Here is a 16,630-nt window from a genome sequence, read left to right as displayed (position 1 = left end):
AAGGCATGCTGAAGACCTGAAGGCCCCTTCAGCTCGACGGTTTCGCGGCGTGCCACTCTGGGGCCATGCGTGTACTGGTGGTGGAGGACGAGCGCCGGATGGCCCTGGCGCTGCAGCATGGGCTGATCGCCGAAGGGTTCAGTGTGGATGTCGCTCACGACGGCCTGACGGGGTTCGCCAAGGCGACGGACCGCACCTACGACGTGGTGGTGCTCGACATCATGCTGCCCGGCCTGAACGGCTACCGTGTGTGCTCGCGTCTGAGGGCCTGCGGCAGCAACGTCGGCATCCTGATGCTCACTGCCAAGGACGGCGAGTGGGACGAGGCCGAGGCGCTGGACACCGGTGCCGACGACTACCTGTCCAAGCCGTTCTCGTTCGTGGTGCTCGTCGCCCGTCTGCGGGCGCTGGCCCGTCGGATCGGCAGCCGGGCCCCGCAGCGCACCGTGCTGGGCGACCTGGTGGTCGACTCCGCCGCCCGCACGTGCAGCCGCGGCGGCGTGCCCGTCCCGCTCACCCCACGTGAGTTCGCCGTCCTGGACCACCTCGCCCGACGAGCCGGCGAGGCCGTCTCGAAACGGGAAATCCTGGACGAGGTCTGGGACAGCAACACGGACGGCGACCCGAACACCGTCGAGGTTCACGTGAGCGCCCTGCGACGCAAGATCGACGCCCCGTTCGGGCGGGCGGCGGTGCAGACCGTCCGAGGTGCGGGATACCGGCTGGCGGCCGACGGTGGCTGAGCCGCGGTCGATCGCGCCCGCTCCGGGGCTGCGCGCGTTCGTCCGCTCCGCGCGCCGCCGGGCCGGTGCTCTCGTACGCCGGCCGGCCCGTCATCCCAGGGTCGCCGCGCTGATCCACCGGCTGGCACCCCGCTCGGTCCGTACCCGCACCACCCTCGCCGCGTGTGTGAGCGTCGCCGTCGTCATGCTCGCCGCGTCGGCCGTCGTCCAGCTGCTGTTGCGCGTCAACCTGGAACACACCGTGGAAGCCGGGGCCCGCGAGGAGGCCCAGGCCGTTTCACACCTCGCCGCCACCGGCCAGCTCACGGCGCAGCTGCCGCTCGGCCCCGGAACCGATTTCGTCCAGGTCGTCGACGCCCGGGGCAAGGTGATCGCGCAGAGCCAGAACCTCACCGGCCGCCCTCCCGTAGCCCCCACCGGCGCCCACGAGGGCTCCCGGACGCACAATCTCGACGCTCTCGGCGAGCAGCACGACCAGCGCGTCACCACCGTCGCGGCCGCCACGCCCGCCGGCCCGGTGACCATTCACGTCGGCGCCTCGCTACGCACCGCCGACACAGCCGAGGACATCACCACCGCGGCCCTCGCGGGCCTGAGCATCCTGCTGCTCCTGACCGTCGGCGCCCTGGCATGGCGTACGACCGGGAGGGCGCTGCGGCCCGTCGAGGCCATCCGCGCCGAAGTCGCCTCGATCAGCGACCGTGGCCTGGACCGCAGGGTCCCCGCCCCGCGCAGCGACGACGAGATCGCGCGCCTCGCCGAGACCATGAACGCCATGCTGGAACGGCTGGAGGCCGCGGGGATCAGGCAGCGCCGGTTCATCGCCGATGCCTCCCACGAATTGCGCAGCCCTCTCGCGGTCCTGCGGACCCAGCTGGAGATCGCTCACACCCACCCCGACCCGAAGGTGCGCGACACCCTGGTGGAAGGCGCCCTCCAGGACACCGAACGCCTTCAGGCGCTCTCCGCCGACCTGCTCCTCCTCGCCCGCCTCGACGCCGGCGGGCAGAGCCGTCCCGGCGAACCCGTCGACCTCACCGAACTCGTCCGGGCCACTCTGGCAGCACGTTCGGGGGACCCCCACGAGGTCGCTCCGCACACGTCCGATGACATCGTCGTCCGCGGCAACGCGTTGTGGCTCGGCCGCCTGCTGACCAACCTCCTGGACAACGCCCAGCGCCACGCCCACCACCGCGTCACCGTCCGGCTGGCGGCAGATCCGGCGACCGGCGACACCGTCCTGGACGTCGCGAACGACGGCCCACCGATCGCCGCCGCCGACCGGCAGAAGATATTCGAACGCTTCACCCGCCTTGACGACGCCCGCAGTCGCGACGACGGCGGCACCGGTCTCGGCCTGTCCATCGCCCGGGACATCGCGGTTCTGCACGGTGGCACGATCACCGTCCAGGACACGCCGGACGGCATCACCTTCCACACCCGCCTCGTCTCGTCGCCGAACGGCTGACGGCCGGCCTCTGACACCGCGCATACGCCGAGATCGTCTACAGTTCAGTAGACCGTCTACGGAACTGTAGTCGCCGGGTGGTGTGCCCCGGCTGTCCTGCGTCCGTCTTCTCTGAGAGGCCTCCCGTATGGCCGCTTCCGTACACATGGCAGCCGACCTCGCGGTCAATGTGCTCGACGCCCAGTCACTCCTGGCCACCTTCGGGGTGGTCGGCATCGCGGTGGTGATGTTCGCGGAGACCGGGCTGCTGGTCGGGTTCTTCCTGCCCGGGGACTCGCTCCTGTTCACCGCCGGCCTGCTCTGCGCCGGAGGCGCGGACCAGGCCACGACGCTCTCCCTGCCCCTGGTGCTGGCCGCCGCGGTCGCCGGCGCGCTGGCCGGCGCGCAGGTGGGATACCTCATCGGACGGCGTGCCGGCGGGGCACTGCTGGCACGGAGCGGGAACAAGCGCCTGCGCGAGGGGGCCGAGCGGGCCGAGGTGCTGCTGGAGCGTTACGGACACGCCAAGGCCATCGTTCTGGCGCGGTTCGTGCCGGTCGTGCGTACCGTCCTCAACCCGCTCGCCGGGGCCCTCGACGTCCCGGCGCGGGTGTTCACCCTCTGGCAGGTCGTGGGTGGTCTGGCCTGGACGGTCGGCCTGGTGCTGGCCGGCTACGGGCTCGGCTCCTCGATCCCCAACGTCGACCGGTACCTCCTGCCGATCGTCGCCCTCATCGTCATCGTCTCCCTGCTGCCGCTGGGAATCGAACTGCTCCGCTCCCGGCGGGCCGCAAAGCACCAGAACGGATCTGCTGGATGAACCTCGCGTACGACGGCTCGCGTGTCGACGGCTCCGCCTACACCGACGTGGCCGATCTCGCTCACCGGGCGCCGGGCTGGCTGGACGGCGCGATCTCCGCCTGGTCGACGTACGGGCTGGCCGTGTTCGCCCTGCTGATGCTCGCCGGGTGGTGGGCGGCCCGTCGCGCCGGTACGGCCGCGGCGGTCACCGCGCTCACGGTTCCGCTGGTCACCGTCATCGCCTTCGGCGTGGATCTGGCGCTGAAGAGCGTGGTGCGGGAGGACCGGCCCTGCCAGACCCTGCGGCTGGCGACGCTGGAGGCGTGCCCCGCCCCCGGCGACTGGTCCTTCCCCAGCAACCACGCCGCCCTGGCGGCGGCGGCCGCCGTGGCCCTGTTCTTCGTGTCGCGCCGGCTCGGCGCCGTCGCCCTGGTCGCGGCGGTCCTGATGGCCGGTTCGCGGGTCTGGGTGGGCGCGCACTATCCGCACGACGTGCTCGCCGGGCTCCTCGTGGGGGCGGTGGTGGCCGCCGCGCTGACGTGGTTCGTGCGCCGCAACCAGGAGGTCTGGGCGCAGCGTCTGAAGAGCGGCCCGCTGCGCCCGCTCCTGGCAGCCGCATGACCCGGGCGGGGCGCGCCGTCCGGGCGGGGTACGTGGCCTTGGCCGCGGGGGTGCTGTTGGCGCTGCCGGCCCTGTGGGTCGTACGGGCCCCGCGGCAGCTGCTCCCCGGCGACGCGGCCTTGCTTCACTGGTCCGTCGAGCACCGCCCGCCCGCCGCCGTGGCCCTCGCACGGCTCCTGACCGACACCGGCACCGGGTTCATCCCGTACGTCCTGCTCCTGCTGGCGGGTCTGTACGCGGGCCGGACCACCAGGCAACGCGCCTTCACGGCGGCCGCCCTGCTGCTGTGCCTGGGGGCGGGACAGGTGCTGCGCCGCGTGGTCATGACGCTGATCGCGCGACCGCGCCCCCCGGCGGCCGACTGGGCCACGCACGCCTCGGGCTGGGCCTTCCCGTCGGGCCACGCGAGCACCGCCGCGATGACCGCCGGCCTGCTGGTCGCGGCACTGTTCCTGCGGGGCCCGAAGGTCTCCCGCGCCGCGGTCGCGCTGATCGGGACGTGGGGCGCGGCCGTCGGCCTCACCCGCGTCTACCTGGGGGTGCACTGGTTCAGCGACGTGATCGGGGGCTGGCTGTTCGCCACGACCTGGCTGTCCGTCCTGGCCTGCGCGTACCTGTGGCGCACGGCCGGCCGGCCGACGGCCCGGCGCTGAAGTGCGCCGACGCGTTCTCGTCGTCGACGACGTCTACACTGAAGTAGTCCATTCTGCTTCGACGCAGACAGCTTGAGCGGAGGCCTTCCATGACCGACGGGGAGAACGAGCGCAGGCCCGCCGGTGAGCTGGAGGCCAGTGTGCTGGCCGCGTTGTGGGCGGCGGGCGGGCCGCTGTCCGCCGCCGGAGTGCGGACGGCGATCTCCCAGGATCTGGCGCGCACCACGGTGGCGACCCTGCTGAGCCGGCTGTGCGAAAAGGGGATGGTGGAGCGGCGGCCCGGCGGGCGGGGGTTCGTCTACGTCGCCGTGCAGGACACGCATGGGCTGACCGCCCGGCGCATGCACCGCGCCCTCGACCAGGGCGGTGAGGACCGCAGCATCGTGCTGGCCCGGTTCGTCGAAGGGCTCAGCTCCCACGACGAGGCCGAGCTGCGGCGACTGCTGGAGGGGGGCCGGCCGTGATCACGCTCCTGCTGATTCCGCTCCTGCTGCCGTGGGCGCTGCCGCCCCTGGCGCGGCGGACCGCCGAGCACGTACGTCCGGACATCGCCCTGTGGACCGTCACCGGCGCCGCCGCCGTGCTGGCCCTGGGGGTGCTGGCCTGCCTGGGCCTCCTGCTGCTGCCGCTCGCCCTGAGCCTCCCGGTGCTGGCGGGACTCGCGCATCTGCTCCACCCCCTCCAGGCGGGCCCGGCCCTCCTCGTATCCGGGGTGTCCGTGCTCGCGGTCGGCGCGCTCGCCGTGGCCGCGATCGCCGCGGTGCGGGGTGCCGCGAGGGAGGTGCTGAAGCTGCGCGCGGTCCATGATCACGTGGCGGGGCTCCCGGACGCCGACGGCCTGTGCGTCGTCGACGAGGACCGGCCGGACGCCTTCGCACTGCCCGGCGGCCCGCGGGGGGCGAACCGGATCGTGGTGACCTCGGGCATGCTCAGGGCCCTCGACGGGCGCGAACGCGAGGTGCTCCTGGGGCACGAGCGTGCCCACCTGGCGTGCCGGCACCACGTGTTCCTGGCCGTCGCCGGGCTGGCCGGCCGGTGCCACCCGGCCCTGGCCGCGGCCCTCCCCCACGTTTCCTTCGCCGCCGAACGCGCGGCGGACGAGGCGGCCGCCCGGGTCTGCGGAGACCGGCGGCTGACCGCGCGGGCGATCGGCCGCGCCGCCCTGGCGGCCGCCTCCCACCGCGCCGGGCCCGAACGCTCGGTACTGGCAGCCGGGTCGACCACCGGCCCGGTGCCCGCACGGGTCAAGGCCCTGCTCGGCGGGGCGCCGGCGCGACGCTTCGCCCCCGCCTTGCTGGCCATGGCCCTCTTGTGCGGTTCGGCGGGCGCCTCGTCCCTGGCCGGAGCGGTCTGGCTGCACCGCGGGGTCGAGATCGCCCAGGGCGAGCAGCCTTCCGACTGACGTACCGGCTCCGCGACATCTGCCTGCACGCCGTCGGCGCCGGCCATGATCCCAGGGACAGGTATCGCCGTCTTCGCGGCCCGGGGCTCCCTCGCATCGTTCCCGAGTCCCGCGCCGGCCGACCATGATCGTTCTCAGCGCCAACGGCTGTACCCATGTTCCCCGAGGCCATAGAGGCCCGTGGGTTCAAGGAAACCGAAGTCTGTTCAGCGGGAACTCGCGGGTCAGTCCGTGTGCATCAGCAGGGCGAATCCGCAGGTCCGGCGGGAACCGTGGGGTGGGCTGCGAGGCGGTGGGCTTCGGCGGTGACCTCGGCATCGACCTGGTCCACGGTTCTGCCGCCGTATTCGAGGATGTCGTAGTCGTCGTCGAGTTCAGCGAGGCGCTCGGTCAGAGGCAGCTCATGTCCATGGTGCTGGTGAATCCGGAAGGTGAACTCCCGAGGCGTGAGCTCTCCGGCGAGCATGCGGCGTGCGAGGGCTCGGACGGCGGCTTCCTGACCGGCCTCGCTGCCGACCGGATAGAAAGCGAGGCCGAGTTCGTCGAGTGCTGCGGGAAGCAGGTCGTGGACGTCGTAGTCCGCCTCGGCGCGCGTGCACGCGGCGAGCATTCGAAGGCCGGGGGTGTCGAGGTCGGCGACGAGCGCATCGCAGGCGGCATTCACCACGTCGCTCGCGCGGATCTCCCCCATGCTCCAGAGAGCGGCATGGTCCTGTAGAGCGATTGCTGCTGCTTCGGTAGACGTCACTCGTCCATGATTCCCTTCACGGTGCGTCCGGGTCGAGCAGATTGCATCGAAGGTGCTGTTCAGCGGCCTGTTCCAGCAGGGCCCGTGCGGAGTCCGCGTAGCGCATGGCCGTCTTCTCGTGAAGCCCGAACACCTCGGCGAGGGTGCGGAGCCGGACGCCGGGCGCGATGGTGCAGCCACGAGTGGCGAGCAAGGGCCGCACCTCCCCGATGGCTCGGGTGATCGTGGAGCGGTCGACGCCGAACCAGCAGGCCAGCACGTCGTGCGTGACTGCTTGGCGAAGGTGGACAAGCGTGGCCAGGAGCCGGCCGATAAAGACCAGCCGGTGCTTTGCGCCGGCCCCGACGGCCCGCTTCCGCGGCCTGGACTCCAGTCCTGCCTGGTGCCGCTCATGCCATAGCGGACCTACCTCGGCTGCAAGTTCGGCGATCACCTCGGCCGACAGCCCCGTGATCCTCCGGTCGCTGATGATCGCTGCACGAGCCCCGTTCCCCACCACACGACCATGATCAGGGATCACGATCCAGCCTCGCACCGCCAACCATGCACGAGCTCGTTAGGTTCTGTCTCGTTGGTCAGCGTTGGGTCCCGATGAGGATGCTGGCGAGGTGGAGTGGGGCCTGGTAGGCGATGGCGAGCTTGTCGGTTCGTGTGGCCGGGCCGCGCCACTGCTTGAGCCGGTTGATGCAGCGCTCGACGGTGTTCCTCTGCTTGTAGGCCTCGCGGTCGCGGCCGGCTGCGGGATGAACGCCCGGATTCTCAGGCTCCGTAGGTGGCTGCGGATGGCACAGGAGGAGTAGGCCCGGTCGGCCAGCACCGCGAGAGGACGGGTCCGTGGTCTTCCGGGGCCGCTTCCGGGCACTTCGTCCCCGCAGCACCCAGAACCGTTCCGTATCCGCAGTTCAGAGGCTTCTCTGCTAGCCTCCCGGCCGTGCTTGAGATGAGCATTCCGGCCGGGATCTCCCGGCGGGGTCGTGGCGCGGGCCCGCCGTCGGCGGGCTGATGGGGGGCACGGTCCCGCTCGCTCCGATGGAGATCGACAGCCCCTGGGTCAGCCATTTGTGCGCCACTGTCATGTTCGGCACGCGCCCGCCGGTGGCCGTGCCGACCAAGGCCCAATAGCGTTCCAGACGGGGGTCGAAGCCGGACGACCTCGACGCCAACTCGTACAGAAACGCACGGAAAGCGGGGGTGTCCGACTCGCGCCGAGCTCGAGCATGGGCGGAAACGAACGCGTTCACCGCGCCCCCCGGGCCAGGCGGCAGGCCTCGGGCCAACGCGGCGGCGGTCAGGGCGGCCGCTTCCTCGATCTCCCCGTAGAAGGCCGGTCCGTCCCTCATCTCTTCGTCGTGGTCCTGGGTCCAGCGGGTGAAGCTGGGTGTGGCGACGAGGAGATGAAGCTCGGCATAGGCGAGGGCCGAAGCGGGATCGGGGTCCTGTGGGGGGCCTGGGGACAGCATGGCGATCATGATGTCGAGCCGGCGTTTGGGCATGGCCGCGGACAGTTCGCGATGCCAGTGGTCGGTGAGGCTGCGATGTGCCTCGGGGAGCCGCTGCACGCGAGAGAGGATCTCCAGGCGCCGGAGCCGTTCCTCACTCGTGCAGTCGTCGAGCGACATGAGCGTGGCCTGGCGCCACCGCAGTTCGGTCAGTCGCTCCTGGACCGATTCGAGCTCGGTCGAGACCAGTTCGCCGAGGGAGCACTCCCCGGTGACCACCTGCGTGATGGTCGCGATCGGAGTGTCCAGCGCTCGTAGGCGTCTGATGAGGCGGATGCGGTCCCAGGCATCGGGACCGTAGCGCCGATGGCCACCGGTGCTACGGCCGGCGACCGGCAGCAGACCGCTGTCGGAGTAGTAGCGGAGGGTCTTCACCGGGACGCCCGTGCCGGCGGCGAGTTCGCCGATGCTCCATGTGTCGTGCGTCACAGCCTGTTGAATCTCCTGCGCGGGGGAGGTCCTAGCGTACTCAGTACCCAACCGACCGCATCGAGTCGGCCGCCTCCGGCCAGGAACGGTGGATACGTATGTCCCCGACCACGACAGCACCGCGTCCACGCCGACGTGACGCGCTCCGTGCGGCGCTCTTCCCCTTGCTGTGCACGCTGGCCCTGCTCACGGGCGCCGCCGTACCGGCGACCGCCGCCCCAGCAGGTTCTCCGCCCTCTGTGGGTCGCACCGGTACGGTCATACGTACCGACCACGGCGCGGTACGCGGCATGTCACACGGCTCGTACACCACCTTCCTCGGCATCCCCTACGCGGCACCGCCGACCGGACCGCTGCGCTGGCAGGCCCCGGTGCCCCCTGCCGCCTGGCGGGGCGTCCGGGACGCGACGGCGGCCGCTCAGCGCTGTGTGCAGATGCCGGCACCAGGAACAGGCGCGGTCCTCGGGTCGGAGGACTGCCTCTACCTCAATGTCACGATGCCGACCGCGAAGCCCGCCCGGCAGAAACGGCCCGTGATGGTGTGGGTGCACGGCGGTGCGTTCCTGGGCGGTTCCGGCAGCGACTACGACACCGAACAACTGGCGGTCCGGGGCGACGCGGTCGTCGTCACGGTCAACTACCGCTTGGGAATCTTCGGCTACTTCGGCCACCCCGATTTGGGCTCCGCCCCACCGTTCGGCCTGGCTGACCAGCAGGCTGCCCTGCGCTGGGTGCGCGCCAATGCCGAGCGCTTCGGCGGAGATCCCGCCAATGTCACGCTGTTCGGCGAATCCGCGGGCGCCCTCAGCATCTGTGCACACCTCACCTCGCCGACGGCCGTCGGCCTCTTCCGGCGGGCCATCCTCCAGAGTGGTTCCTGTTTCATGTCCTTCCCGCGCGGCGCTCTCGCCCCCGGAACGCCGGCGTACGAGCCGTTCGCCTCCCAGGTCGATGTGCAGGCGGCCGGTACGGACGCCGCCCGGCAGTTGGGCTGCGCCACGGGGGCCGGAGACGAGGTACTGGCGTGCTTGCGCGGGCAGAGCACGGACCGCCTGGCCACCGCGCCGCTGATGCAGTCCTTCAACCGGCCCGCCTTCGGCAATGCGCTGCTACCTGAGGCACCGGACGCGGCGCTGGCCTCGGGACGCTTCCACCGCGTGCCGGTCATGCAGGGCACCAACCACGACGAGATGCGGATGTTCGTCGGCCTGACGCTCGCCGCGTTCCCGATCCGCACCGAGGAGGACTACCGCGCCCGCCTGGTGGACGCCTTCGGGCCCTCGGCTTCGGCCGTCGAGGCGCAGTATCCGGCAGCACACCACCCCACGCCCGCGCTGGCCTGGGCCACCGTGCTGACCGATCGATCCCTCGCCTGCACCACACTGGCGGCAGACCGTGCCTTGGCCGCTCACGCCCCCGGACTCCCCGTCTACGGTTATGAGTTCAACGACCCGAACGCTCCTGTCCTCGCCGGCCTGCCTGCGAACCCGGACTTCCCCTACGGGTCGGCACACGGCTTCGAGATGCCGTTCCTGTTCGCCGCGTTCCCGACCGAGAAACCGCTGAGCGACACCCAACGCGGCTTGTCCGACCAGATGGTCGGATACTGGACGAACTTCGCGCGCACCGGAGACCCGAACGCTTCCGGCGCCCCGCGCTGGGCCGCCCTTCGCCCTTCGTCTCCCCACGCGCGGTCGGTGCAGTCGCTGACTCCCGGACCCGGTGGAGTGCGTCCCGTCGATGCGGATGCCGCCCACCACTGCTCGTTCTGGGCAGGCCTTCCTGCGCCGGTGAGCGGCCTCTGACCGGTCCGGGTGCACGGCCCCCGGCGGCGTTCGCGTGCCGCCGGGGGCCGGGCAGCCGTGGGGTCCGTGACAGAGGGTGGGCCACAGGGACGAATACCCGGTCAGACCGGTGCCGCTGCTGCCCATCGCTACGTCAGGGGAAGTGACCAGGCCTAAGGCGATCACTGCGGACCAGATGGGACGCGCCGGGGGTGGGCTGACCGGGGTGGGCTGTCTTCCGTGAGACAACACTCGAAATCTGATCTTGTGCCATCAAAGTTTGAGCGGTGCCCGCGCCGCCGCAGCGGTGTCTCTGCGCACTCGACGGTGCCCACGGCAACGCCAGTCAGGAGATCAGACCCCCGGCCTGGGGGTCAAAGCAGACGAGACCGAGAGTTCGCGCGAGACCTGCGGCAAACGTCCCGGCCTCCTGGTACTTGCTGAAGACCATTCCGAAGTAGAACAGCGGGCCGCTGGCATTGTTGATCAAGGGGCCGTCGGACCAGGGGCTGGCGTCCTCGTCCTCTTCGTCGTCATCAAGGCTCAGGTCTGGCCAGCGCGCCACCAAGGCCTCGACGTACTCCCCGATCAAGGGGGTCGGCGCAGCCTTCTGGCCTCCCACGTGCCTCATGTGCTTGCGGTAGAGATCCTCGAAGGTTTCCGCTGCCGTTGCGTCGTCGGCAGGGCGGAGGCCTTCCCAAACAGCCAAGTCGTAGCTCATGGCCGCATCGTGCTTGGCAAGACTGACACCCCTGCCGGCAGCGGTGGGCAGGGTGTGTGAGATGAGCCGGGGCGGCCGCGATGAGGTCGGGGGCCTCTCGTTCTGCTTGGAGTGCCGCGATGGCACGTGGGTCGGCGTAGGCAGCACGCGGGTTCATCGAGGAATCGGGGTGGCGCCGGTCGCTGTGACCGACAGTTCCCATAGCCGTGCGGCCCTGTCGGGGTCAATGGCGTACTCGCGGACGCCGCCGTCGTCCATGGGCTCGGCGGGAGCGGAGATGCGCGCGACATCGCAGTCTTCGAGGTAGAGCCCGCCGCGACCGTCCAGGAGCGGAGATGTGGCTGCCCACAGACCGGTGGCGGCGCCCTGGGAGGGTGTCTTGAAGTCAGCGCCGATCACCTTGCCGTGCTCGTCCACCCATCCTCGTTCGATCTGCTCCCGAAGCTTCATCTCCCGCTGGAGTTCGGTAATGATCTTTCCCGGGTGGAGGGAGAACGTCCGGACTCCGTCGTTGCGCCCGAGGGCGTCGAGCTGCACTGCGAACAGGGCGTTGGCGGTCTTGGCCTGGCCGTAGGCCAGCCACTTGTCGTAGCCGGTGCGGAAGTGCGGGTCGTGCCAGCGGATGTCGGTCAGGGTGTGCCCGGCGGAGCTGTTGATGATGACGCGCGCGCCGTCGGCGGCGGCCAGGAGCGGGTAGAGCTCACAGGCGAGTGTGAAGTGTCCGAAGTGGTTGGCGGCGAGCTGGTATTCCCAGCCGGGCCCCACGCGCCGCTCGGGGGTGGCCATGACGCCGGCGACGGCCATCAGAAGGTCGAGCCTGTTGGTGGAGTCGCTGATCGACGCGGCGCCGGCACGCACGCTGTCGAGGTCTGCCAGATCCATGGGAATGACTTCGCAGCCATCCACATCCTCAAGTGCCGCGCGGGCCACGGGGGGCCGGCGTGCCGGAACGATGACCCGGGCCCCGGAGGCCGCCAGGCTCCGGGTGGTTTCCAGGCCGAGCCCGGAGTAGCCCCCGGTCACGATGGCGGTCGTGCCGGAAAAGTCGCGGCCGGCCATGACGTCCTCGGTAGTGCTGGTGGCAGAGAAGGGCGAGCCGAGTGGCTGCTGATCAAGGGTGGTCATGCCGATGACGCTACGAGCTAGAGCAGGGTCTAGATCAAGTCCTAGACTGCGCGGCATGGAGACTACCGAGACGCCTGCGGAACCACTGAGCATCGGCGAGGTGGCCGAGCGGACCGGACTCAGCGTGCATGCGCTGCGCTTCTACGAACGCCAGGGTCTGCTCGTCGGACCGGTCCAGCGCACCACGGGCGGCCGACGGCGATACACCACAGTCGATGTCGACTGGCTGCTGATCTGCGTCAAACTGCGTGAATCCGGCATGCCGCTCGCCGACCTCCAGCACTTCGCCGAGCTGGTACGCCACGGCCCGGGCAACGAGGCAGAACGTCTGCAGCTCCTCGATGCTCATCAGCAACGTGTGGTGGCACAGATTCAGGCGCTGGAGGAGTGCCGTTCCCTCATTGCCTGGAAGGTCGACGTTTACGCCGAGCACCTCACCCGCGGCGAGGCCGGAGGGCTCTGGGACCCGACGGGCTGAGACAGGGACGGACACGACCTCGTCTCGTCGCGGACCCCCGCCCTCGCGCTGCCCTTCGCCGACCCGGACCGAGCCGGCGCCGAGCTCTCCCTCGTCCACCAGCTCTGAGTGTTGGACCGCTCGTCGAGGCTTTCGAGGACCATACGCACCCGTTGGCAGCACCTCGTCCAGACTCGGCGGACCGTACCGGCCGATAGCCACACCGCGGCGCCGAGCGGAGGGTCGTGGGCACGGACCGCACACGAATCGGGGCCCGGAGCACGTGTGGTCCAGGCCCCGATTTCAACCGGGCCGGCTGTTCAGCCGCAGGACGTCGAGGTCACCGGGTGTCGTGTCTCTTGCCCGCGAGCAAGGACAGCAGCTCGACCATGGTCGCGTTGACCGTGCGCTGCTCGTCGATGATTCCGGCGATCTTCGGTGGTCGGTCGCCGGGATCGGGTAGTTGTTCTTGTCCGTGGCGGAAGATCGGCAGCAGGGTCTCGGCGGCATCGCAGCCGGTGCACGCCGTGGTGCCCGACACGGTCAGTACGTCGAGGGCGGCCATCGTCTTGATCGGGACGGTCCGGTCGCCGGCCAGGGGGCAGCCTCTGCATGCAGGGTGACGGGCCGCCCGCGGCGGCTGTCCAGCACCCACGCCCAGGGCGTGGCGGTCGCCGCCAATTCGGTACATCCATAGGCAGGATTCGAGCTGCTGGCGCCCGTGGAGCCGTACGCGTTCAATTTCCTGGCCGTCGCAAAGGAGGAGCGTGATCGGGGCGGTGGCGGTGCGGGATCCGTCACGGTGAGGTGGGGCAAGCTGCTCTCGCCGGGCCCGCTGGCACGGGAGGCAGAAGGGTGAGGCCGGGAATCCGTACCGGGCAAGGGGATCCGCGCCGGGCACATGGGCCGGTCTGGCTGAGCGCCCTCCTGGAACGCGGCTACCAGCGTCCGCGCCCGCACATCGACGCACACCCCCGGCACGAGATCCGCGCGCCCCTCCACGTCGAGAAGAGGCCCGATGCCCACCCCCAGGGGCATGCTCACTGACGAGGTGAGCGCAGACGGGAAAAGAGCGCACCTGACCCCGTCCAGGCGAGCTGGTGGGTGACCCTGGCCGCGGCCCGGTCGGGTGAGCCGACATGCCGTTCGCCCTCCTACCACGCGCCCCCTCGCCGCCAGGGTTCGTGCTGCTGGACGGGCACCTTTCCGTGCATGCAGGTGGCGTCTTGACGTCCAAAGTAATTAGCTGCCATATTATGAGCATGACGACGGACGGGGACGGCAGCGAGCAGCCCACACTGGAGCAGGCCGACTGGCAGGTGCGGCACTACGGTCTGGAGGTGGACCCACAGGCGGTGCTGGTCGCGGTGCGACTGATCTCCGCGGGTGCGAGGGTCGGCCGGGCGGCCGAGGCCCACTTCGCCAGGTTCGGGCTGTCCACGGGCCGCTACCGTCTCCTCTCCGACCTAGAGGGGCACGGCGGAGAGAAGTCCCCTTCGCAACTGGCGACCGACCTCGATGTCTCCAGGGCCACGGTCACCGGTCTGCTCGACGGACTCGAACGCGAGGGACTGATCGCCAGGCGCCCGTCCACCGAGGACGGCCGCGGCACGGTGGCGGTCCTGACCGCGCGCGGTGCGCAGCGCCTGCGTGACATGGCGCCCGAACATTTTGGGCGGCTGGAGGCGATGGTGGGGGGGCTCACCGTCGAGGAACGCACGGTGTTCCTCGACCTGCTCGCCCGCGTCGTGCGCGGTAGTTCGGCCCTGACCGCCGACTGACCGCAGACTCACCGCCACAGGCGGTACGGGGCTCTCATCCCGCGGATGAGAGCCCGTTTCACGACGCGATAATTAGGCACCTAATTATCAAGTGGAAACGGTCCCTTCAACCGTCCGGCCGATCCCTTTCTCCTTTCCGAACTCGAACGAGATGAAGAGGCCCACATGCCTGCGACGAAGCCTGCGATGAAGGAAAGAACCGGCCCGAGCAGGGCGGCCGCCCGGCCGTTCTCGCTGTGGCGCGAGGTGCTGACCGCCTACGCCGCCCCCGCGGTGATGGCCGGCAGCGCAGGAGTCGTCACCGGTCAGGCGGACCTGACTCGGGCGGCGTGCACCTCTATCGCCGGCACCTCCGCCGTCGTGGCGTTCCTGGTCGGCACCTGGCTGCGGCACGGTGGGCGGCCACGCCGCTGGACCACGGCCCTGCCACGTGTCGTCCTGACCGTGGTGCTCGTCAGCGCGGTCGCCAGTGTGGCGGCCGGGGTGGGATGGTTCGCCGCCGAGTGGCTGCCGACCCACAGCTCACTTCACGCCGCCCCCTGGCTGCGGCGTATGCGCATCGACCTGCCCGTCTCCGCCGTCCTCGCCACCACCATCGTCACCCTGCGCTGGCGCAGCACCATCGCGAAGCACCAGCTGTAGCCGACCCGGCACCGTACCCCCGGTGCCGGACGCCCGACCGAACTCACCCGGCGGCTCCCCCGCCCGGGAACACCAGGCATTGAGGACACACGATGATCGTTGTCTTGGGAGCGACCGGCACCACCGGAACCGCCCTGCTCCACAGCCTCCGGGCACTCGACGTACCCGTCCGCGCACTCACCCGCACCCCGCACCGTCCGCTCCCCTGCACCCCCCGCCCGCACAACCGGCCCGTCGAGGTCCAGTACGCCGACGCAAGCGACCCCGACTCGCTGCGCGCCGCCTTCAAGGGAGCCGACCAGCTCTTCCTCGCCATGGCCAACGGCCCCGCCCAGGTGGAACTCGAAACCCGCGTCATCGACATCGCCGCCCACAGCGGCATCGGACACATCGTCAAGCTCTCCGCACCCGCCGCCGAGCCCGACTCGCCCGTCGCGATATCCCGCGGCCACCACGCCGTCGAGGAACACCTGCGCGCCTGCGGGCTCACCGGCACCGTCCTGCGCCCCTACGCTTTCATGCAGAACATCCTGCGCCTCGCGCCCACCGCGGCGCAGGGCCTCGTCCTCGGCGCGATGAGGGACGCCCGCTGCAACTACATCGACTGCCGGGACATCGGCGACGTCGCGGCCGCCGTCCTCACCCGCAGCCACCTCGCCGGCGGCACCTACACGCTGACCGGGCCGGAGGCCCTCTCCCACCCCGACCTCGTCGCCCGGCTGACCGCCCTGACCGGGCGTCGGATCCAGTACGTGGACCTCGCCCCGGACGAGATGCGCGACAGCCTCGTTCACCAGGCGGGCATGCCCGCCTGGCTCGCCGCCCATGTCGTGGAGATCCAGCGCCTCGCCATCGCCCGCCCCGAAACCCCCACCAGCACCGTCGCCGACATCCTCGGCCGCCCGCCCCGCAGCCTGGACGCCTTCCTGAACGAACACCGGGACCACTTCCTCCGGTAGCCCGACTCGTAGCCCCGGCCACCCCCGCCCCGGGCTTCCGGCGCTGGGGTGGTGGGCCCTGGACCCGACCGCAGAGTTCGGCCCGGCCTGGGTGGTGCTTGTGGCGGTGATGGCCTTGGCGCGGCCGGCACCCGGCGTTCGACGCCCACCCCCGCCGGCAGCGCCCCGGATGCCGCTGGTGCGCCCGAAAGCGTCAAGCGGGTGCACGCCTGCAGGACACGCGCCGGCCCATCCTCGCCGAGGGTGTGACAGCAACCGAGGCGGCGACCGCCGTCGGCTACGTCAGCACCTTCCAGTTCAACCGCGAATACCGTCAGGCGTACGACCTCCCGCCCCAGGACACCGTACGAATCCGACCGACACCTCGTCGCCCTCGCCGACGCAGGAGGAAGTCGGCCCGGCATGTCGAGGGCGACCGGCAGCTCCAGCGCCGGTACGTCCTCCTCGACGGCGGCGTGGTCGGCCATGAGGTCGGTGACGGCCCCGTACGGAGCGCGCCGCGGCTGACGCCGTGGTCGCGGGCGAGGGCGGCGATCGAGCGGCCCTCCAGGTGCGCGGTACGGATGCTCTCGGTCTTCGCGGCAGCCAGGGCGGGCGGCGCCCGCCCTTGTTCCCCTTGGCCTCGGCGGCGGGCAGTCCTTCGTAGGTCGGCTCGCGCTGGAGGGCGCGCTGGAGTTCTCTGGCGGCGGCGAGGGTCTGCACCATGAACCTCAGGGTGGACAGCAGCTCTCCCGTGCGAGGGTGACGGGCGGTGAGGTCCCTCGCGAAGACCGCGCCGTCGTGGCTGCGCAGCGCGACCTGGTCGCGGTGCAGGACAT

At 70.9% G+C, this 16,630-nt stretch carries 18 protein-coding genes and 1 pseudogene; 12 read left to right on the top strand and 7 right to left on the bottom strand.

Going from position 1 to position 16,630, the window contains the following annotated elements; all coding sequences use genetic code 11:
* Nucleotides 1-65 precede the first annotated feature (65 nt).
* The 7 genes from ACZ6ZT_RS25080 (at nt 66) to ACZ6ZT_RS25050 (ending at nt 5,667) form a co-directional block, all read left to right on the top strand.
* Nucleotides 66-743 carry a response regulator transcription factor gene (locus tag ACZ6ZT_RS25080; protein WP_469722143.1) on the top strand — a complete coding sequence of 226 codons (678 nt, stop codon included), beginning with the start codon at nt 66-68 and terminating at the stop codon, nt 741-743.
* On the top strand, nt 736-2,211 hold the full coding sequence (locus tag ACZ6ZT_RS25075) for a sensor histidine kinase (protein WP_469722142.1): 1,476 nt from the start codon (nt 736-738) through the stop codon (nt 2,209-2,211). The genes ACZ6ZT_RS25080 and ACZ6ZT_RS25075 overlap by 8 nt, the downstream gene beginning before the upstream one ends.
* 127 nt (nt 2,212-2,338) lie before the next feature.
* Nucleotides 2,339-3,010: a DedA family protein gene (locus tag ACZ6ZT_RS25070; protein ID WP_469722141.1), complete on the top strand. Its 672-nt coding sequence runs from the start codon at nt 2,339-2,341 to the stop codon at nt 3,008-3,010.
* Nucleotides 3,007-3,612, top strand: a complete 606-nt coding sequence (locus ACZ6ZT_RS25065) for a phosphatase PAP2 family protein (RefSeq protein ID WP_469722140.1) — start codon at nt 3,007-3,009, stop codon at nt 3,610-3,612. The genes ACZ6ZT_RS25070 and ACZ6ZT_RS25065 overlap by 4 nt, the downstream gene beginning before the upstream one ends.
* The gene (locus ACZ6ZT_RS25060; RefSeq protein WP_469722139.1) at nt 3,609-4,265 is read left to right on the top strand and encodes a phosphatase PAP2 family protein; all 657 of its coding nucleotides are present in this window, start codon (nt 3,609-3,611) and stop codon (nt 4,263-4,265) included. Before ACZ6ZT_RS25065 ends, ACZ6ZT_RS25060 begins: the two co-directional genes overlap by 4 nt.
* Before the next feature lie 89 nt (nt 4,266-4,354).
* Nucleotides 4,355-4,729 (top strand): BlaI/MecI/CopY family transcriptional regulator, encoded by a 375-nt coding sequence (locus ACZ6ZT_RS25055; RefSeq protein ID WP_469722138.1) that lies wholly within the window; start codon nt 4,355-4,357, stop codon nt 4,727-4,729.
* Complete coding sequence (locus ACZ6ZT_RS25050) at nt 4,726-5,667, top strand: M48 family metalloprotease (RefSeq protein ID WP_469722137.1); 942 nt, start codon at nt 4,726-4,728, stop codon at nt 5,665-5,667. The genes ACZ6ZT_RS25055 and ACZ6ZT_RS25050 overlap by 4 nt, the downstream gene beginning before the upstream one ends.
* Nucleotides 5,668-5,905: 238 nt before the next feature.
* Here ACZ6ZT_RS25050 and ACZ6ZT_RS25045 read toward each other — a convergent pair whose 3' ends face one another.
* The 4 genes and pseudogenes from ACZ6ZT_RS25045 to ACZ6ZT_RS25030 all read right to left on the bottom strand — a co-directional run bounded on the left by ACZ6ZT_RS25045 (nt 5,906) and on the right by ACZ6ZT_RS25030 (nt 8,343).
* Nucleotides 5,906-6,415: a hypothetical protein gene (locus ACZ6ZT_RS25045; RefSeq protein ID WP_469722136.1), complete on the bottom strand. Its 510-nt coding sequence runs from the start codon at nt 6,413-6,415 to the stop codon at nt 5,906-5,908.
* A gap of 16 nt (nt 6,416-6,431) precedes the next feature.
* The gene (locus ACZ6ZT_RS25040; protein ID WP_469722135.1) at nt 6,432-6,935 is read right to left on the bottom strand and encodes a helix-turn-helix domain-containing protein; all 504 of its coding nucleotides are present in this window, start codon (nt 6,933-6,935) and stop codon (nt 6,432-6,434) included.
* Between the two features lie 55 nt (nt 6,936-6,990).
* A pseudogene (locus ACZ6ZT_RS25035) lies at nt 6,991-7,277 on the bottom strand (IS5/IS1182 family transposase); the annotation flags it as partial.
* 55 nt (nt 7,278-7,332) lie between these two features.
* Nucleotides 7,333-8,343, bottom strand: a complete 1,011-nt coding sequence (locus ACZ6ZT_RS25030; RefSeq protein WP_469722134.1) for a MerR family transcriptional regulator — start codon at nt 8,341-8,343, stop codon at nt 7,333-7,335.
* Nucleotides 8,344-8,582: 239 nt separating this feature from the next.
* Here ACZ6ZT_RS25030 and ACZ6ZT_RS25025 point away from each other — a divergent pair, with 239 nt between their 5' ends.
* A complete protein-coding gene (locus tag ACZ6ZT_RS25025; protein ID WP_469722133.1) occupies nt 8,583-10,148 on the top strand; it encodes a carboxylesterase/lipase family protein in 1,566 nt (521 codons plus the stop codon).
* A gap of 325 nt (nt 10,149-10,473) precedes the next feature.
* Here the strand turns inward: ACZ6ZT_RS25025 and ACZ6ZT_RS25020 are convergent, their stop codons facing one another.
* Together ACZ6ZT_RS25020 and ACZ6ZT_RS25015 are read right to left on the bottom strand one after the other, a co-directional pair.
* Entirely contained in the window at nt 10,474-10,848 is a 375-nt protein-coding gene (locus tag ACZ6ZT_RS25020) for a hypothetical protein (protein ID WP_469722131.1), read from the bottom strand.
* 153 nt (nt 10,849-11,001) lie between these two features.
* Nucleotides 11,002-11,973: an SDR family NAD(P)-dependent oxidoreductase gene (locus ACZ6ZT_RS25015; protein ID WP_469722130.1), complete on the bottom strand. Its 972-nt coding sequence runs from the start codon at nt 11,971-11,973 to the stop codon at nt 11,002-11,004.
* A gap of 55 nt (nt 11,974-12,028) precedes the next feature.
* Between ACZ6ZT_RS25015 and ACZ6ZT_RS25010 the strand changes: the two genes are divergently transcribed.
* Nucleotides 12,029-12,451, top strand: a complete 423-nt coding sequence (locus ACZ6ZT_RS25010; protein WP_469722129.1) for a MerR family transcriptional regulator — start codon at nt 12,029-12,031, stop codon at nt 12,449-12,451.
* A gap of 319 nt (nt 12,452-12,770) precedes the next feature.
* Here ACZ6ZT_RS25010 and ACZ6ZT_RS25005 read toward each other — a convergent pair whose 3' ends face one another.
* Nucleotides 12,771-13,121, bottom strand: a complete 351-nt coding sequence (locus ACZ6ZT_RS25005) for a hypothetical protein (protein ID WP_469722128.1) — start codon at nt 13,119-13,121, stop codon at nt 12,771-12,773.
* 571 nt (nt 13,122-13,692) lie between these two features.
* Here ACZ6ZT_RS25005 and ACZ6ZT_RS25000 point away from each other — a divergent pair.
* The 3 genes from ACZ6ZT_RS25000 to ACZ6ZT_RS24990 all read left to right on the top strand — a co-directional run bounded on the left by ACZ6ZT_RS25000 (nt 13,693) and on the right by ACZ6ZT_RS24990 (nt 15,812).
* Nucleotides 13,693-14,211: a MarR family winged helix-turn-helix transcriptional regulator gene (locus tag ACZ6ZT_RS25000; RefSeq protein ID WP_469722126.1), complete on the top strand. Its 519-nt coding sequence runs from the start codon at nt 13,693-13,695 to the stop codon at nt 14,209-14,211.
* Nucleotides 14,212-14,397: 186 nt separating this feature from the next.
* On the top strand, nt 14,398-14,853 hold the full coding sequence (locus ACZ6ZT_RS24995; protein ID WP_469722125.1) for a hypothetical protein: 456 nt from the start codon (nt 14,398-14,400) through the stop codon (nt 14,851-14,853).
* Between the two features lie 92 nt (nt 14,854-14,945).
* Nucleotides 14,946-15,812 carry an SDR family oxidoreductase gene (locus tag ACZ6ZT_RS24990; protein ID WP_469722124.1) on the top strand — a complete coding sequence of 289 codons (867 nt, stop codon included), beginning with the start codon at nt 14,946-14,948 and terminating at the stop codon, nt 15,810-15,812.
* Nucleotides 15,813-16,630 lie beyond the last annotated feature (818 nt).

Source organism: Streptomyces sp. NPDC102258, assembly GCF_055584685.1.
Note: the sequence above shows the minus strand (reverse complement) of the source record. Positions and strands in the feature narration are given on the sequence as shown.

Coding starts and splice junctions, on each gene's coding strand:
- ACZ6ZT_RS25080 (WP_469722143.1), top strand. CDS start 66: ATGCGTGTACTGGTGGTGGAGGACGAGCGCCGGATGGCCCTGGCGCTG.
- ACZ6ZT_RS25070 (WP_469722141.1), top strand. CDS start 2,339: ATGGCCGCTTCCGTACACATGGCAGCCGACCTCGCGGTCAATGTGCTC.
- ACZ6ZT_RS25065 (WP_469722140.1), top strand. CDS start 3,007: ATGAACCTCGCGTACGACGGCTCGCGTGTCGACGGCTCCGCCTACACC.
- ACZ6ZT_RS25060 (WP_469722139.1), top strand. CDS start 3,609: ATGACCCGGGCGGGGCGCGCCGTCCGGGCGGGGTACGTGGCCTTGGCC.
- ACZ6ZT_RS25055 (WP_469722138.1), top strand. CDS start 4,355: ATGACCGACGGGGAGAACGAGCGCAGGCCCGCCGGTGAGCTGGAGGCC.
- ACZ6ZT_RS25020 (WP_469722131.1), bottom strand. CDS start 10,848: ATGAGCTACGACTTGGCTGTTTGGGAAGGCCTCCGCCCTGCCGACGAC.
- ACZ6ZT_RS25015 (WP_469722130.1), bottom strand. CDS start 11,973: ATGACCACCCTTGATCAGCAGCCACTCGGCTCGCCCTTCTCTGCCACC.
- ACZ6ZT_RS25010 (WP_469722129.1), top strand. CDS start 12,029: ATGGAGACTACCGAGACGCCTGCGGAACCACTGAGCATCGGCGAGGTG.
- ACZ6ZT_RS25005 (WP_469722128.1), bottom strand. CDS start 13,121: ATGTACCGAATTGGCGGCGACCGCCACGCCCTGGGCGTGGGTGCTGGA.
- ACZ6ZT_RS25000 (WP_469722126.1), top strand. CDS start 13,693: ATGACGACGGACGGGGACGGCAGCGAGCAGCCCACACTGGAGCAGGCC.
- ACZ6ZT_RS24995 (WP_469722125.1), top strand. CDS start 14,398: ATGAAGGAAAGAACCGGCCCGAGCAGGGCGGCCGCCCGGCCGTTCTCG.
- ACZ6ZT_RS24990 (WP_469722124.1), top strand. CDS start 14,946: ATGATCGTTGTCTTGGGAGCGACCGGCACCACCGGAACCGCCCTGCTC.